The organism is Dorea sp. 210702-DFI.3.17, from assembly GCF_020560825.1.
Classification (GTDB): domain Bacteria; phylum Bacillota; class Clostridia; order Lachnospirales; family Lachnospiraceae; genus Dorea; species Dorea formicigenerans.
This window is the reverse complement of record NZ_JAJCNB010000003.1, coordinates 104,647-119,224: the sequence shown is the minus strand read 5'-3', so window position 1 is coordinate 119,224 and position 14,578 is coordinate 104,647. Positions and strand designations below refer to the sequence as shown.

General features: G+C 38.6%; 15 protein-coding genes. 12 read left to right on the top strand and 3 right to left on the bottom strand.

Going from position 1 to position 14,578, the window contains the following annotated elements:
* From LI149_RS04510 to LI149_RS04450, 11 genes are all read left to right on the top strand, one after another.
* Positions 1-722: transposase (locus LI149_RS04510; protein ID WP_227143008.1), on the top strand; the 722-nt coding region annotated here is incomplete at its 5' end.
* 178 nt (positions 723-900) lie between these two features.
* Positions 901-1,590: a response regulator transcription factor gene (locus LI149_RS04505; RefSeq protein ID WP_227143007.1), complete on the top strand. Its 690-nt coding sequence runs from the start codon at positions 901-903 to the stop codon at positions 1,588-1,590.
* A complete protein-coding gene (locus tag LI149_RS15440) occupies positions 1,566-2,831 on the top strand; it encodes a sensor histidine kinase KdpD (protein WP_255647438.1) in 1,266 nt (421 codons plus the stop codon). The genes LI149_RS04505 and LI149_RS15440 overlap by 25 nt, the downstream gene beginning before the upstream one ends.
* Before the next feature lie 136 nt (positions 2,832-2,967).
* Positions 2,968-3,642, top strand: a complete 675-nt coding sequence (locus LI149_RS04485; protein WP_227143006.1) for an ABC transporter ATP-binding protein — start codon at positions 2,968-2,970, stop codon at positions 3,640-3,642.
* The gene (locus LI149_RS04480) at positions 3,639-6,083 is read left to right on the top strand and encodes an ABC transporter permease (RefSeq protein ID WP_227143005.1); all 2,445 of its coding nucleotides are present in this window, start codon (positions 3,639-3,641) and stop codon (positions 6,081-6,083) included. Before LI149_RS04485 ends, LI149_RS04480 begins: the two co-directional genes overlap by 4 nt.
* A 241-nt stretch (positions 6,084-6,324) precedes the next feature.
* A complete protein-coding gene (locus LI149_RS15685; protein ID WP_227078569.1) occupies positions 6,325-6,573 on the top strand; it encodes a group II intron maturase-specific domain-containing protein in 249 nt (82 codons plus the stop codon).
* 414 nt (positions 6,574-6,987) lie between these two features.
* The gene (locus tag LI149_RS04470; RefSeq protein ID WP_168932940.1) at positions 6,988-7,332 is read left to right on the top strand and encodes a hypothetical protein; all 345 of its coding nucleotides are present in this window, start codon (positions 6,988-6,990) and stop codon (positions 7,330-7,332) included.
* Positions 7,329-7,919 carry an RQC-minor-1 family DNA-binding protein gene (locus LI149_RS04465; RefSeq protein WP_168932939.1) on the top strand — a complete coding sequence of 197 codons (591 nt, stop codon included), beginning with the start codon at positions 7,329-7,331 and terminating at the stop codon, positions 7,917-7,919. The genes LI149_RS04470 and LI149_RS04465 overlap by 4 nt, the downstream gene beginning before the upstream one ends.
* 46 nt (positions 7,920-7,965) lie before the next feature.
* Positions 7,966-9,036, top strand: a complete 1,071-nt coding sequence (locus tag LI149_RS04460) for a YhcG family protein (protein WP_168932938.1) — start codon at positions 7,966-7,968, stop codon at positions 9,034-9,036.
* An 82-nt stretch (positions 9,037-9,118) separates the two neighbouring features.
* Positions 9,119-10,417 carry a recombinase family protein gene (locus LI149_RS04455; RefSeq protein ID WP_227143004.1) on the top strand — a complete coding sequence of 433 codons (1,299 nt, stop codon included), beginning with the start codon at positions 9,119-9,121 and terminating at the stop codon, positions 10,415-10,417.
* Between the two features lie 103 nt (positions 10,418-10,520).
* Positions 10,521-11,066: a TIGR00730 family Rossman fold protein gene (locus tag LI149_RS04450; RefSeq protein WP_117494505.1), complete on the top strand. Its 546-nt coding sequence runs from the start codon at positions 10,521-10,523 to the stop codon at positions 11,064-11,066.
* 118 nt (positions 11,067-11,184) lie between these two features.
* On the opposite strand, the gene LI149_RS04445 is transcribed toward LI149_RS04450, so the two are convergent.
* Positions 11,185-11,526 (bottom strand): carboxymuconolactone decarboxylase family protein, encoded by a 342-nt coding sequence (locus tag LI149_RS04445; RefSeq protein WP_227143003.1) that lies wholly within the window; start codon positions 11,524-11,526, stop codon positions 11,185-11,187.
* 195 nt (positions 11,527-11,721) lie between these two features.
* On the opposite strand from LI149_RS04445, the gene LI149_RS04440 reads away from it, so the two are divergent.
* Complete coding sequence (locus tag LI149_RS04440) at positions 11,722-11,952, top strand: hypothetical protein (RefSeq protein WP_173785497.1); 231 nt, start codon at positions 11,722-11,724, stop codon at positions 11,950-11,952.
* A 111-nt stretch (positions 11,953-12,063) separates the two neighbouring features.
* Here the strand turns inward: LI149_RS04440 and hydF are convergent, their stop codons facing one another.
* Both hydF and hydE read right to left on the bottom strand, forming a co-directional pair.
* Complete coding sequence (gene hydF / locus LI149_RS04435; RefSeq protein ID WP_227143002.1) at positions 12,064-13,314, bottom strand: [FeFe] hydrogenase H-cluster maturation GTPase HydF; 1,251 nt, start codon at positions 13,312-13,314, stop codon at positions 12,064-12,066.
* Between the two features lie 95 nt (positions 13,315-13,409).
* Complete coding sequence (gene hydE, locus LI149_RS04430) at positions 13,410-14,459, bottom strand: [FeFe] hydrogenase H-cluster radical SAM maturase HydE (RefSeq protein WP_227078567.1); 1,050 nt, start codon at positions 14,457-14,459, stop codon at positions 13,410-13,412.
* Between the last annotated feature and the right edge of the window lie 119 nt (positions 14,460-14,578).

Sequence of the window (14,578 nt, the reverse complement as noted above, 5' to 3'; positions counted from 1 at the left end):
AACATGGACGTATTCCAACAGATGTTAAATATATGAATCCGAGAATATCCTTTGACGGATTGAACTGGTGGATCAGTGTATGTGTGGAATTTCCTGATTGCAAAGAAACACTTAATGATGATGGAGTTGGTATAGACTTAGGAATCAAAGATTTGGCTGTCTGCTCTGATGCTGTTAAATATAAGAATATTAATAAGAGTCAGAAAGTAAAGAAACTAGAAAAACAGAAACGCAGATTACAGCGTAGTATCTCTCGTTCTTACGAGAAAAATAAGAAAGGAGAAAGTTACTGCAAAACTAATAATGTAATCAAAAAGGAAAAACTTTTATTAAAACGAAATCACAGATTAACAAACATCCGTAAAAACTATTTGAATCAGACCATATCTGAGATCGTAAATCGAAAACCAAGATTTATCTGTATTGAAGATCTGAATGTCAGCGGAATGATGAAAAATAGACATTTATCCAAAGCAGTTCAGGAACAAGGATTTTTTTGGTTTAGAAAACAGCTTGAATACAAATGCAGTGATAAAGGAATCCAGCTTATTGTGGCTGATCGGTTTTATCCATCATCAAAGCTTTGCAGCTGTTGTGGAAATATCAAAAAAGATTTGAAATTATCTGACAGGGAATATAGATGTGAGTGTGGGAATATAATTGACAGAGATTTCCAGGCATCAATAAATCTTAAGGGTTATGGAGAGCGATTTGCAAGCTGACACTGAAACGTTAATGCAAATATGTACGGATACGTTAGTCCGGAATTTACGCCTATGGAGAGTACAAGAACTTGTGAGTAGATAGATATTTATATCATCAAAAGCATACTCGTTGAAGTAGGAATGAAACATAGAAGTTTATAACTTTTTATAAGTTTTCAGTAACGGTGCAGATGCTATGCCAGGTATACTCGTGGTTGAAGATGATGAAAATTTAAATCGTGGAATTACATTTTCACTGAAAAAATCCGGATATGAGGTTTTTTCAGCAGAATCAGTGAAAAAAGCGAAAAGAATTGCAAGTGATCATAATGTGGATGTTACCATTTGTGATGTGAATCTTCCGGATGGGAATGGACTGGAATTTGTAAGGTGGATGAGATGCAATTATAATACATACATTATTTGCCTTACAGCACTAGATCAGGAGATGGATCAGGTTATGGGATATGAAGCAGGGGCAGATGATTATATTACAAAGCCGTTTAGTCTTTCGGTACTTCTTTTGAAAATAGAAGCACATTTCCGCCGCAGACAGGAGAAAACGGAAGTCGGCAAGATGATTTCGGGAGATATCGTATTTATCGCAGGAGAAATGAAAGTTCTGATAAAGAGTCGTGAAATCAGTCTGACAAAAACGGAGTTGAAAATGCTGACTTTTTTTCTTCAGAATCCGAAACAGATTCTTTCAAAAACACAAATATTGGAAAATGTGTTTGATCTGGAAGGGGATTTTGTGGATGAAAATACAATCGCTGTCAATATCAGAAGACTCCGTGAGAAAATTGAAGACAATCCGGCTGCACCGGTCTATATAAAGAATATCAGAGGTCTTGGGTATATATGGAATCAGAAGGTAAGGCAGTGACAAAGAGATATCGCAAGAAGATCACAGTAGCGCTCTCCTTGGTTTTGCCTGTCATAGTATTGTTTGTAATATTAAATTGCTTTACCACATATGTGTTTTATGAAGATTATAAATATAAAATGAATCTTATGACAGAGATTGCTGCAAAGGAAGAATTTTCCGGGCTGGATGCTGTTTCGGAATTGCTTAAGGATAAGGATATTGAAACCAACGAACAGGGAAGGCAATTATTGGAGCAATATGGATACTGGGGAAATAAAGGGAATGCATTTTATATGCAATTCCGGCATCAGGTTATGGTGACCGGTGCTGTAAGCACTGTGATATGCGTGCTTCTTTTGACTTTTTTACTTTATTGGAAGAAAAAAGAAGATGCGTGTCATCAGAAAATTTTAGACCAGTTGGAAGAAATTCTGATCAGATTCCGTGAAAATAAATTTGATGCTTTACTGAAAGCAGAAAATCCAGCAGAACTGGAAAAATTGAATGACCAGCTTGAAGCAATCGGACATCATATTCAGTTGCTAAAGGAAGAAGCACGGGAAGAAAAAGAGAGCACGAAAGAAATGGTTTCTGATATCTCTCACCAGTTAAAGACACCGGTTGCAGCTTTGGATACATGTTTTAGTGTGCTGATGCAGAATGACTTAAGTGCCACAGAACAGGAGGAGTTTCGTATCCGTTGTCGGAGTGCTCTGGATGGACTGGAGACATTATTGCAGTCGCTTCTTGAAATATCCAAGATGGAAACTGGACTGATTCAGATTAATAAGAAAAAACTTCCGCTTATGGATACTGTCATATCTGCTGTGAACCGCACTTATCCTAAAGCGGATGAGAAAGAAATTGAATTCGTTTTTGACTATGAAAAAGAGCTGGAAACATGCACGATTATGCAGGATAAAAGGTGGCTTGGTGAAGCTGTGATCAACGTTCTGGATAATGCAATCAAGTACAGTCCGTGTGGTTCAAAAATATTTATCCGGTTACAAAAAAGAAACGATCTTGTAAGAATGGAAATTGAGGATCAGGGAATTGGTATTCCGCAGAATGAGTATCACAAAATTTTTCAACGATTTTACAGAGGAAGTTCCAAGGAGGTCATGGAAAAGAGTGGTACAGGAATCGGACTTTTTCTATCGAGAGAAATTATCGAAAAGCACGGAGGTACAATCATGGTAACCTCCGGCAAAAAGAAAAAAGGAAGCACGTTTGTGATTCAATTACCATATGTTGGTTAAATTTTAAGTGGGCAGAAATCTTACAATTCTGTAAGACTTCTGCTCGTTTTTTGAAAGTGAAATGAAAGATTGTCCTGATACAATTTGGATGTAGGTTGAAAAGGTACACTTTACAGAATTAAAAAGGAGGCAACACATGAGTGTGATATTAGAAACCAAGCAGCTTTGTAAATTTTATGGCGCAGGTGAGAATCAGGTCAAAGCGGTCAATCAGGTGGACATTCAGATTGAGCAGGGAGAATTTGTCGCAATTGTCGGAAAGTCAGGTTCCGGTAAAAGTACATTACTTCATATGCTTGGAGGGCTAGACACCCCGACAAAAGGCAGTGTTACTTTAGCAGGGAAAGATTTATACAGGATGAAGGAAGATGCCCTTGCTGTTTTCCGCAGAAGAAAAATCGGATTTGTTTTTCAGGCATTTAATCTGGTTTCATCTGTTAATGTCTGGGAAAATATTGTACTGTCACTGGGGCTGGATGGAAGAAAAGTGGATGAAGCGTATGTAAATGATATTATTGCAACTCTGGGGATTGAAAACCGGATTTATAATCTGCCAAATCAGTTATCCGGAGGACAGCAGCAGAGAGTAGCAATTGCAAGAGCACTGGTGAATCGTCCGGAAATTATATTTGCAGATGAGCCGACAGGAAATCTTGATTCTAAGACCAGTGATGAGGTAATCGCTCTGCTTAAGATGACAGCAAAAAAATATGGACAGACAATTGTAATGATTACCCATGATGACGAAATTGCACAGGTCGCTGACCGTATTCTGGTGATTGAGGACGGACAGGTGGTGGATTTCAGATGAAGACAATAAGCAGGATTGCATATAGCAATGACAAAAGGAACAGGACAAGAAGTATACTGATCATGATGGCAATCTGTCTGACCACGATGCTGCTTGTTATCATCAGTACTGTGGGAAATGGGGTAATTCATTTACAGAAAAGTCAGGCGGCAGGATCATATGGAAGCAATTATGGTCTGTTTGTTTCCGCAGACGGATCGCAATTAAAAGAAGTAAACCGCCGTGCGGAAATAGATGCTACAGGCACTATGTGCACCGAAGGTATCATAAAAGGTAATGAAAAAGGCGGGTTTGTCTGCATGGATGAGACTGCAAGAAAAATGCTTCCTTATAATAAAGAATATGAGTTGAAGGAAGGAAAGTATCCGGAAAAAATGCAGGAAATTGCCGCAGGAAGAGCATTTTTTCGTGCAATGGGGTATGGTGATGTAAAGATCGGAGATACGGTTACACTGGATTACCGCGCAGGGATGCAGTCAGAATATAAGCCGGAAGAATTTGTTGTCAGCGGAATCCTATATGATCGGGATGAGTATACCATCGAGGCATCTTATGTTGCTTTCGGGTCACAGGAGTTTTATGATGAGCACGTCGCAGAGAATGACAGACAGTATAATATTTATTTTACTTTAAATGATTCTGCAAATGTATCTATGAATAATATTGATTCGGTTATAAAGCAGATTGCAGCAGCTTGTGGGATCGAAGAAAAAAACGTTATAGTCAATGATCTCTATTTACAATGGGTCTTGCAGCCGAGTTATGAAACGATTGCGGTATGCGGGGTTTTGATTCTTGCAATTGTACTTTTCTCTGTTGTGGTCATTTATAATATTTTTCAGGTCGGTATTGCCAACAAGATACAGGAGTATGGAAAAATCAAGGCTCTGGGAGCGACAAAAAAGCAGATGAAACAACTGATCTTCAGAGAGGGTATGTTTTTGACATTTTTTTCAATACCAGTTGGATTGCTTTTTGGCTTTCTGATTGCAAAATGCGGTTTTAACTGGCTGGTAGAACAGGGGAACCTTGTATCAACCGGAACTGGCTCTATGGGAGTTCAAAATCAGCAGGTGTCTCTGTTTTCCCTGCCTGTTATGCTTCTCTGTATTTTCGTATCATTTCTTACCATTGCTTTGGCACTGCGTAAACCAATGAAAATTGTTTCACGGATTTCACCTATCGAAGCAACACGGTATTTAGAAAATGCAGAAACACAAAAAAAAGGAAAACGAAATGGCAGAAAAAATGTCACCGTGTTTTCTATGGCAATGGCAAATATAACGGGTAATCCAAAAAGAACCATTGGTACCATCCTCACAATGGGTTTTTCTTGCGTATTGTTTGTGATTATCTCTAATTATGTGGGAAATATTGACACGGAGCATGAAGCACGTCTTTCCGTTAATCATGGACAATTTGAACTGCAGCTTGACTATTCTGCCGAGTATGATGAAAGATATCCGGAGAATAATCTGGATACGATTCTGACGGATGATCCATTGAATGATTCGCTGATTGAAGAAATCAAAAGCATTCCGGGAGTAACAGATGTCATGACGAGAGAGATTGTCTCTGTAAATCTGAACGGAACAAGATTTCCGGCTACTATTGTGAGTAAAAAGGATTTTGATTTTATGCGCCAAGAAGGGGATATTGGCTCTATGGACTATGATCAGGCGGTAAAGAATGGTGATATTTTCTTTGGCTGGTCAACGTGGATGGAACAAGATGGATATGCTCCGGGTGAATCCATTGCATTTGACTTTGAGAATGGAAGTGGAACCTATACCTATCAGGGAAAGATTGCAGGATCTTTTGTAAGTGCGGACACTTATCTTGTCATTCCGGAAGGTGTATACCGTTCCATGAATCCGAGAGGAACAGCCTATGGCTATCTGTGGGTGGACTGTGATAAAAAAGATGTGGCATCTGTGGAACAGAGTCTGAATACTTTGATTTCTAATACTTCGCATATAAAAATGGATACCTATCATGCACAGTTAGAATCTGCAGAATCAGTAACCCGCATGATGAAGCTTGGCTGTTATCTGTTTATGGCAGTTGTAGGACTCATCGGTTTTATGAATATGGCAAACACTATGATCATGAATATTACGACAAAAAAGCAGGAATATGGTGTATTACAGGCTGTGGGTATGACGAATAGACAATTAAATTTATGCCTGCAGTTACAGGGACTGATGTTTACGGTTGGTACCATATGCGTAGCTTTGATCATTGGTCTGCCGCTCGGCTATGCACTTTTTTCCTATGCAAAACATAATGGAATATTTGGAATGAATATCTATCATGTTCCGATCGTACCAATTTTAATTATGATTTTTTTGGTCGGTCTGTTGCAGATTGTACTTTCCTGCGTTTTAAGCAGTAATCTGAAAAAGGAAACGCTGGTAGAAAGAATAAGGTATCAGGGATAGCAAGTAATATGTAATGAACTAGGTCTTAACGAAGAGGAGAAATAGATAACTTCCAATTGAACAAAATCGCTGCGCGATGGCCTGCCAAGGCTGTGGCGCAGTTTTATTTTTATTAAAAAAGCAGTGGAATTACTTTCCATAATCCGTTATTGTTAAGTTACCACACGAAACAACTGAACTAAGAAAGCTCCACTGCCTATGATAAGAATAACATTTTCCAGTCTCTTCCGCAATCGGAATTATGACGCAACGGAAACAAGCAAAGGAAGAGGATTTAATAAAGAATATAAATCCTAAAATCACAGGTTGGAAGAATTATTATTCCACCAAAACAAATGAGAAATGGATGCAGGCACTAGACTGGTACATTATCTGTACTTTTACAAGATGGTATAACCAGAAACACCAAAGGCGTAAACATATGTCAAGAGTGGGATTTGTTAGAAATAGCATTTACGAAAAAGGATTAAAGAAAATGGCTAGAGCATGACGTAATGCTGTAGAAAGAAGAATGTCGGAAAGCCGTGTGAGGAAGAACCTCATGCACGGTTTGATGAGGGGCGGATGAAACTTTCATCCGCCTGCTCTACCTGTATAATGGGAAAAGTTTTGGTTGAGCAACAGTTGGAATGATGATAAAATTTAGTTGGGACAAATAATTAAACAAATTCTTTGTGGAGAGGTGATGTTGAAATGTCAAAGAAATTAACGGAAAAATCATTGGAAAAGAAGCGTCATAATATGGGTACAGAGGAACTAATTCAAATAATTATGAGTTTATACCGATCAAATAAATCAGTAGAGCAATAATCTACAAATTATTGGAGATGCATATGGTAATGAATTACTTGAAAAGTACAAAAAGAGGATATACAAAATATTTAATCCATCAGATATTGTTCGTATGGGATTTTCTATTGATACTGCGCAACAGGTGTTAGCAAAATTTGCAGATATATGTGTGAATGATAATGGAAAGTGGTATGGAGATCTGGCATTATATTTTGCAGAATGTGCAACTGATTTTACATTGGGTTACGGAGATATCGATGAAGATTTTTACGAAGTACTTGGAGATGCTTATCATGAGGCAATAGTTGCAGCAGGTCAGGATGAAGAATTATATAAATTATGGAAGGACAGGCTGGAGAGTGTTTTACATGATTTTGCAGGCTTCGGCTGGGGGATGGAGGAGTATATATGTGAGGAATATTATTCGCTACCATGGATACAGGAGGATAACGAATGAGCAGGAAAGTACGCAGAGTACCGGTTGTTCTTGATGCAGGAGAAATAAGGGATTTGCCAATGGAAGATATCCGGGTGATTCTAAGAGGTGCAGATGAGCTGATTTCAACTGGCGGGAGAAGTATGCTGGCTAAAATATTAAAGGGTTCAAAGGATAAAAAGATATTAGAATATAAATTGAATGAATGCCCTGCTTATGGATATTATCATGACATGAAATTAGATGATATCAGCAAGTGCATTGATTGGATGATTAAGAAAGATTACCTCAGGATTAAGTATGATTATCGCCTTCCGTTATTAGTGTTTTCAGAAAAGGGATGGGAAATAGAGATAGAAACATTTGCGAAAGAGCTTTATCAGAGATTTTGTCTGGATATAAAAGAAAAGAATGCCCGTGTCATTTTTGAAATGAAAGATGTAAACAGACAGGTTGTTATGCTTGTTCTTGATAAAATAGAAAAAGACGGAACAGAGGAATTCTTAACCTGTTTAGAAGCATGGAAGCTGATGGAAGTAAAGAAGGTTGCAGTTCGGATTGCAGAGGTTGAAAATACGATTAAAAACAGAGCAAAGCTATCAGAGTAGAAAAGAGTAAGAATTTATAGAGAACTGGAAAGTGAGGTAAGTTGATATGGCAAATGATATCGTTAACTATCAGGATGTGATTACTGACATAAAGGGAATTATTTCGTCTGGTCGTGAAGTGGCTTATAATGCAGCAAATAAAGCTATGGTGCTTACCTATTGGCATGTAGGTAAGCGTATTGTGGAACAGGAACAGGCAGGAAAAGAAAGAGCAAAATATGGTCAGTCTTTAATTGAGGCATTAGCGGATGAACTCACAAAAGAATATGGAAAAAATTTTTCTAAAAGGAATCTGCAATATTTTCGTAAATTTTATCTTGCTTTTCCAGATGAGCAGATTGTGAACACATGTGTTCACAATCTGAATTGGTCTCATTTTAGAGCACTTTTACGTGTGCCGGATGAGAATGCCCGATTATGGTATATGAACGAAGCGGCAAATGAAAGCTGGAGTGTCAGGACTTTGGATAGAAATATCAGCACACAATATTATTACAGATTAATGCAGTCACCAAAGAAAGATGCTGTCATGAATGAAATGCTGCAGAAAACAGCGGAAAATCAAAGGAATAAATTTGAACTCCTAAAAAGTCCGATTGTTGCAGAGTTTCTTGGCTTCAAAAATGAAGATTCTTATATTGAAAGTGATTTGGAATCAGCTATTTTAACACATATCAGGGACTTTCTTATGGAGATGGGAAAGGGATTTGCTTTTGTTGCCAGACAGCAGCATATTGTTACTGAGACAGAAGACTATTTTATTGATCTTGTTTTCTATAATATTGAGTTAAAATGTTATGTGCTTATAGATTTAAAAATGGGGAAAATCACTCATCAGGATGTGGGACAGATTGATATGTATGTCCGTATGTATGATGAGTTGAAATGTAAGGAGGGAGATAATCCTACACTTGGTATATTACTTTGTGCGGAAACAGATGAGGATATAGCAAGGTATTCTGTGCTACATGATAATGATAGACTTTTTATGTCGAAATATCTCACATATCTGCCAACAAAAGAGCAGCTGAAAGCAGAGATAGAAAGACAGAAAGAAATATTTTATATGCAGCATCCAGCATTGTCTGAAAACGAAAAAGAAGGTATGGAAGAATAACAAAGCATTTCATACAATCCAGTTGTATGGAATTATGGACAACTGAAATAGACAGATTTTTAGACACAGGAGATGAAAAGCTATGAAAAAACAGCAGAAATGCTATATATACACAAGAGTATCAACTTCCATGCAGGTAGAAGGCTATAGCCTTGATGCACAGAAGGATAAGCTTAGAAAATACGCAGAGTATCAGGAAATGTCTATCGTAGGGGAATATTCTGATGAGGGTAAATCTGGCAAAAGTGTAGAGGGCAGACCACAGTTTAAACATATGCTTGCGGATATAGAAAGTGGTAAAGACAATGTTGATTATGTGCTGGTATTTAAGCTGTCAAGATTTGGAAGAAATGCAGCAGATGTTTTATCATCATTGCAGAAAATGCAGGATTATGGAGTTAATCTTATCTGTGTAGAGGATGGAATTGACAGCTCCAAGTATGCTGGAAAGTTGATGATATCTATTTTATCTGCGGTAGCAGAGATAGAGCGTGAGAATATTCTTGTCCAGACAATGGAATGCCGCAGACAGAAGGCGAGAGAAGAAATGTGGAATCAGGCACACAGAAAGCGTCAGGAGACAGGTGTTTTACAGGTAAAAACACATAGTCTTGAGCACGAACATATTTTATCCGGAATTATCAAGTGCCCTGTCTGTGGAAGCGGTATGTATGGTAATGTAAACCGCAAGAAGCATCCGGATGGAAGTTATTATAAGGATTATTTCTATTATGCCTGCAAACACAGGAAGCTTGTGGGCGGACACCGCTGTACTTATAAAAGACAGTGGAATGAGGACAGGATTAATGCGGCAGTTGAGGAAATTATCCGCAAATTTGTGAAGAATCCAAAGTTTGAGCAGGAAATCCGTAAGCAGATAGGAAGCAGCATTGATACTTCGAAGCTTGATAGGGAATATGATGGTTTAAAAGACAGACTGAGCCAGACAACCGGGGCGAAAAACAGGATTGCTGACCAGATGAATCATTTATCTGTATCCGATAGGAATTATGATAAAAAATATAATGACATGCAGGAACGTCTGGACAAGCTGTATGATGAAATCACTGATATTGAGAATGCCATGGAAGAAGTCGAAACAAGACTTTATAATATCAGGCAGGACAAAATCTCAGAAGATAATGTTTACCAGTTCCTTTTATTTTTTGATAAGCTGTATGATAAATTTACAGATCTGGAAAAGAAGACATTTTTGAAGAGCTTCCTGTCGGATGTGTTTATCTATGAGGAAGAGCAAAAGGATGGCAGAATATTAAAAGGTCTCCGGTTTAAATTTCCGATATATATAAATGGCAGAAATGTATTGGGTGTGGATTGGGACAACGAAAGCACAGATGAGACGGTTATTCGTCCCAACTAAAATAAAAGCAGGATGAATGCAGAGGGTATTTTGAATTCACAGATAAAGAAAAAGTGCGGAGTTGAGGTTGGAAAAATACTTTTTTACAAAGGAGAAAAATTAAATGAATATTACAGTATATCTTGGTGCAAATGAAGGTAACAATCCGTCGTTAAAAAGGGCAGTCAAAGAACTGGGAACCTGGATTGGAAAAAGTGGCAACGCACTTATTTACGGAGGCTCTAAAAGTGGTTTGATGGGAGCATTAGCCGATAGTGTATTGAATGCAGGCGGTAATGTTACGGGTGTTGAGCCACAATTTTTTATTGAAAATGAATTTCAGCACGAAGGAATTACAAAACTGATCGTAACTAAGGATATGTCGGAACGAAAAAACAAAATGATTGAACTTGGCAATGCATTTATTGCATTTCCTGGAGGAACAGGTACTTTGGAAGAAATAACTGAGATTATGTCAAAAGTATCACTGAAGCAGTTAAATGCACCGTGCATTGTATATAATCTTAATGGTTACTATGATAGCTTAAAAGCAATGCTTAAACATATGATTGACATGGGATTGTCATCAGAGGAAAGACAAAAAGGAATATATTTTGCAGAAAGCCTGGAGCAAATAACAGATATTTTATGCTCTTTGAAAGAGGATTAGCAGAAACCAGATTCAAATGTTGGGATAGAAATAAAAGCAACAGCAAGGGATTCTTTAAGTCCCTCCGATCTAAATCATAGAAAGGAAGGGGGAAGTGCATATGTTGGAACTGTAAATACTATTCTGCAGAATACTGATCAAAAAGATCCAGTGCTAATGCGCTGTATGCCATACCAGGTCCGCCACAGATCAGTACTGCAGCATTCAGTCCGGCTACCAGTTCTTCTTTTGTTCCGCCCACGTTGATGTAATTCATTACATGAGAATAGATACATGGCTCACATTTTCTTGAAACTGCTGCGACAAGGATTAATAATTCCATTGTTTTGGCATCCAATGGTCCGGCATTTTCCATTGCTGCGGTAACTGTAGAACCGAAAGCCCCCATTACTTCCGGATTCGCTTCAGCATATACACCAAACTGTCTCTGATAATCTGCTAATTTTTCCTTTGCGTTCATTTTAAAAACCTCCATGATTAAAAATTGATAAGATAAGTATAACATGGTGGAGTAGAAGAGGATAATTGATATTTGTTATGTGAGGTATTGAGACGGTCTATGGATTGCAAATATTCTTGAAAAGATGCACTATATGACTTGCACTTATGGTATACTAAAATAGTATGAAACTATTGAGAAAGGTGATGAGTAAAAATGTGTAAAAAAGATGAGTTGCTGGAATATGTGATACAGGATATTATTGATATGATTAGTACCGATTGGAGTATAGAATACGATGAAGCAAAGAATAAATTCTATAATTCAGAAGTTTTTGAAAAACTTATAGATGAAGAGACCGGATTGTATTTGGAAAGTCCAAATTATGTCTACGATTTATTTAAAGATGAAATGAATTTTGGACATATTATTCAGGCGGAAATTTGAAATTTTTATTCAAGAATGCCTCGGCATTTACAGTGACTATTCCTTGCAGAAAAGCACCCAAAGGTGCTTTTCTGGTGAAGGATGAACATACAATGTAGTCCGTTACAAGATTTAGATTTCCTTTAAGTCCAACGTGTCTCGAAAGATAGAGATACTCCGGTTCAAGATTCCGTTCATATAAGCAATCGCAGTTCCATAGTTTGTCATAGGAATGTGTGCATCTTCGGCACATTTTAGACGATATTTCATTTCTCGTTCATTTAACATACAGCCTCCGCAGTGGATAATGAGCTGATATTCGGAAAGATTCAGTGGAAATTCAGTTCCGCTTGTAAATTCAAATTCAAAATCTTTTTTTGTGTATCGGCGAATCAGATTTGGAAGTTTGACTGTTCCGATATCACCACATTGGCGGTGATGTGTGCATCCTTCGCTGATCAGAATTTTGTCACCTTTTTTTAATTTGTCCAGTGTATATGCGCCATGCACTACTGTTTTCAGGTTTCCTTTATATCTTGCAAATAATATGGAAAATGAAGTTAATGGTACATGTTCAGGAACAATGGCAGATACTTGTTTGAAGGCCTGACTGTCTGTGATGACCAGATCTGGATCGCGACCGAGTTTTTTTAATGTATCAGCCAGTTCTGTTTCTCTTACAACAATGGAAACGGCACCGGACTCCAGAATATCACGGATGGTTTGCTGCTGTGGAAGAATCAGTCTGCCTTTTGGTGCAGCAGAATCGATTGGCACAACAAGAACAATCAGGTCCATTGGCCGGATCAGGTCGCGTACGATATACCGGTCATTATCAGAAGAAGGAATGAGCTTTCCGATTAATTCCTTCAGTTCCTGGATATTGCTGTGATCCTGTGCACTGACCCACAAAATGTGTTCAGAAGGAATTTGGCAGGATTCGACAATAGAATCAGACTGGTTGCCTAGACAGACTTTGGAGACAGCCAGATCTGCTTTATTCAGTACAACAATATAAGGAATATTCTTGTCCTGGATGCGGGTAAGAATTTTTTTGTCTTCTTCAGTCATACCGACAGTTCCGTCTATAACAAGAATTGCGATGTCGGTTTTATTCAACATCTGATAGGCTTTCTGAATACGCAGTTCTCCCAAAATATCTGCATCATCATCAAGTCCCGGAGTATCGATGATGACGACTGGACCCAAAGGTAAAAGCTCCATAGATTTTAAGACAGGATCTGTCGTTGTGCCTTTGATATCAGACACAATTGCCAGATTCTGCCCGGTTAATGCATTGATGACACTGGATTTTCCAGCATTTCGTTTTCCAAAGATACTGATATGAAGCCGCTCGGCAGACGGTGTATTATTTAAGCTCATAATGGAACTCCTTATAATAAAGAATGTGCCAAAGCACATTCTTGAATAGATATAAAATAGTGACGTTGTAAATGATTTTGTACGTGTGTTCAACTTTAAATATTGAGTGAGTCTCCTCTGGAAGTCACCACCTGGTATCCGACAGATGCCATGCGGCGTTCCAGACAGTGCCGGCATTGTGCCGATTCGTCATCGGTACAGATTTTATTATCGTAGAGCAGATAATCTTTTCGCACTTCTGTCGGTGACAGGTTCGGCATGACAACATTTGCACCTGCAAGGATTCCCAGCTCACGGCCTTTCGGGTGAATGGTTCCAAGCGCGGTCGTAGCCGGAAGCAGGACTTTTGGCAGCATCAGCCGAATCAGCCCAAGCATAAAGAGCGTAAGCTCTAGTGTACCGGCAGGCTGGTCTGCAAATGGCGTATCATGATGCGGAATGAAAGGTCCGATTCCTACCATATGAGGATTAAGTTCCTTTAAGAATAACATATCTTCTGCCAGATATTCTGGTGTCTGATAAGGTGCTCCAACCATAAATCCGGTTCCGACCTGATATCCGATATCTTTCAAATCCCAGAGACACTGCTGTCTGTGAGCAGCACTTAAGATTGGCGGGTGGAGCTTAGCGTAATGTTCAGGATTGTAAGTCTCATGGCGCAAGAGATAACGGTCTGCGCCAGCATCAAAGAATGCCTGATAACTGTCTTTTTTCCACTCTCCAATGGAAAGAGTGATCGCACATTGTGGAAAATGTTCTCGGATTCGTCTGACAATGTGGATAATCCTCTCTTCTGTAAAATATCCATCTTCTCCACCTTGCAGGACAAATGTGCGAAAGCCCAGATCATAGCCTTCCTGGCAGCAGCGAAGAATGGTATCCTCGTCCAGACGATACCGGTGTGCTGCTGCATTACTTTTTCGAATACCACAATAGAGGCAGTCGTTTCGACAATAATTTGTAAACTCTATCAGACCACGGACATAAACGTCATGCCCATAGTATTTGTGGCGTTCTTCTCTGGCAAGTTCGAAAAGGTACTCGGAAAGTTCCGGCGTGCGATTCTTAATCAGTTCGGTCCACTCTTCAAGTGAAAGCTCCTGATTTTTATGTAATTTGTCAATAAGTTCCTTCGGTCCGGTCATAGTACCTCCTGCATGTAATTACCATATTTGTAAAAACTGCCACATAGCTGGTGTAGGTTGATAAAGAATGCTTCTGCAACGTTATTTTCCACCATCTTGTAGCAGCATAAAAGTTTATT

Coding starts and splice junctions, on each gene's coding strand:
- LI149_RS04480 (WP_227143005.1), top strand. CDS start 3,639: ATGAAGACAATAAGCAGGATTGCATATAGCAATGACAAAAGGAACAGG.
- LI149_RS04470 (WP_168932940.1), top strand. CDS start 6,988: ATGGGATTTTCTATTGATACTGCGCAACAGGTGTTAGCAAAATTTGCA.
- LI149_RS04485 (WP_227143006.1), top strand. CDS start 2,968: ATGAGTGTGATATTAGAAACCAAGCAGCTTTGTAAATTTTATGGCGCA.
- LI149_RS04465 (WP_168932939.1), top strand. CDS start 7,329: ATGAGCAGGAAAGTACGCAGAGTACCGGTTGTTCTTGATGCAGGAGAA.
- LI149_RS04445 (WP_227143003.1), bottom strand. CDS start 11,526: ATGAACGCAAAGGAAAAATTAGCAGATTATCAGAGACAGTTTGGTGTA.
- hydE (WP_227078567.1), bottom strand. CDS start 14,459: ATGACCGGACCGAAGGAACTTATTGACAAATTACATAAAAATCAGGAG.
- hydF (WP_227143002.1), bottom strand. CDS start 13,314: ATGAGCTTAAATAATACACCGTCTGCCGAGCGGCTTCATATCAGTATC.
- LI149_RS04450 (WP_117494505.1), top strand. CDS start 10,521: ATGAATATTACAGTATATCTTGGTGCAAATGAAGGTAACAATCCGTCG.
- LI149_RS04460 (WP_168932938.1), top strand. CDS start 7,966: ATGGCAAATGATATCGTTAACTATCAGGATGTGATTACTGACATAAAG.
- LI149_RS04505 (WP_227143007.1), top strand. CDS start 901: ATGCCAGGTATACTCGTGGTTGAAGATGATGAAAATTTAAATCGTGGA.
- LI149_RS15685 (WP_227078569.1), top strand. CDS start 6,325: ATGACGCAACGGAAACAAGCAAAGGAAGAGGATTTAATAAAGAATATA.
- LI149_RS04440 (WP_173785497.1), top strand. CDS start 11,722: ATGTGTAAAAAAGATGAGTTGCTGGAATATGTGATACAGGATATTATT.
- LI149_RS15440 (WP_255647438.1), top strand. CDS start 1,566: ATGGAATCAGAAGGTAAGGCAGTGACAAAGAGATATCGCAAGAAGATC.
- LI149_RS04455 (WP_227143004.1), top strand. CDS start 9,119: ATGAAAAAACAGCAGAAATGCTATATATACACAAGAGTATCAACTTCC.